The 700-nt window shown below is 31.4% G+C and carries 1 protein-coding gene; it reads right to left on the minus strand.

Going from position 1 to position 700, the window contains the following annotated elements:
* Window positions 1–114: 114 nt before the first annotated feature.
* Complete coding sequence (locus AC1DSL_RS19105; protein ID WP_477533461.1) at window positions 115–540, minus strand: hypothetical protein; 426 nt, start codon at window positions 538–540, stop codon at window positions 115–117.
* Window positions 541–700: the final 160 nt, after the last annotated feature.

Raw genomic sequence — 700 nt, forward strand, 5'->3', positions numbered from 1 at the left:
TTCCAAACGTTCATTTGGAAGGTTATTTGGTATGCACAAATTTAGTATAGCATGAACTATTTTTAGTTTTCATTAATAAATATTGACAAACTATTGGCTGGTTTAGTTGAAGAATTACTTTTTTAATGTGAGTAGAGTTTTCTCGGCTATTTCAATGTCATCCATATCAAACATACTAATATTGATTGTTTGGTCTAATTCCTTGTTTCTTTCCTCTGATTCCTCACCAACCCAACAAGTATATAGTTCACAATAGTCTCCTCGCTCAAGATGGCTATCTAGAATCTCAAGTAAAGCTGTCAAATATTGTTGTTGTTTTTGGTAATTGTGAGGTGAATTTTTTTTATCCTCTTTGTATAAAGAAAGACCTATTCTTTCTGCAGTAGCTACTTMATAAATATATTTAGTTGTAATGTGTTTACGAACATCTTCTCTATCATATTTACTCGAAAAGTTATTACCTACAATAATTAAGTCATCGCTCTCTTCATAGTTAATTGGAAGCGTGAAATTACAACCTAAATAATTTGTCAAACTCATTTGAATTCATTCTCCTTTYGGTTTACCTTCTTCAACTAACCTGCCTCGTTAGTTGAAGAATGAAAAACTCCGTTAGCAGCCCGGGGATCTTCTGTGCACCCGTTAATTTTATAAGGATTGTAATTAGTTGAATTTAAAAATGCTAATAAAATATTCATCT

The sequence above is a fragment of the Paenisporosarcina sp. P4_D4 genome (genome assembly GCF_056401835.1).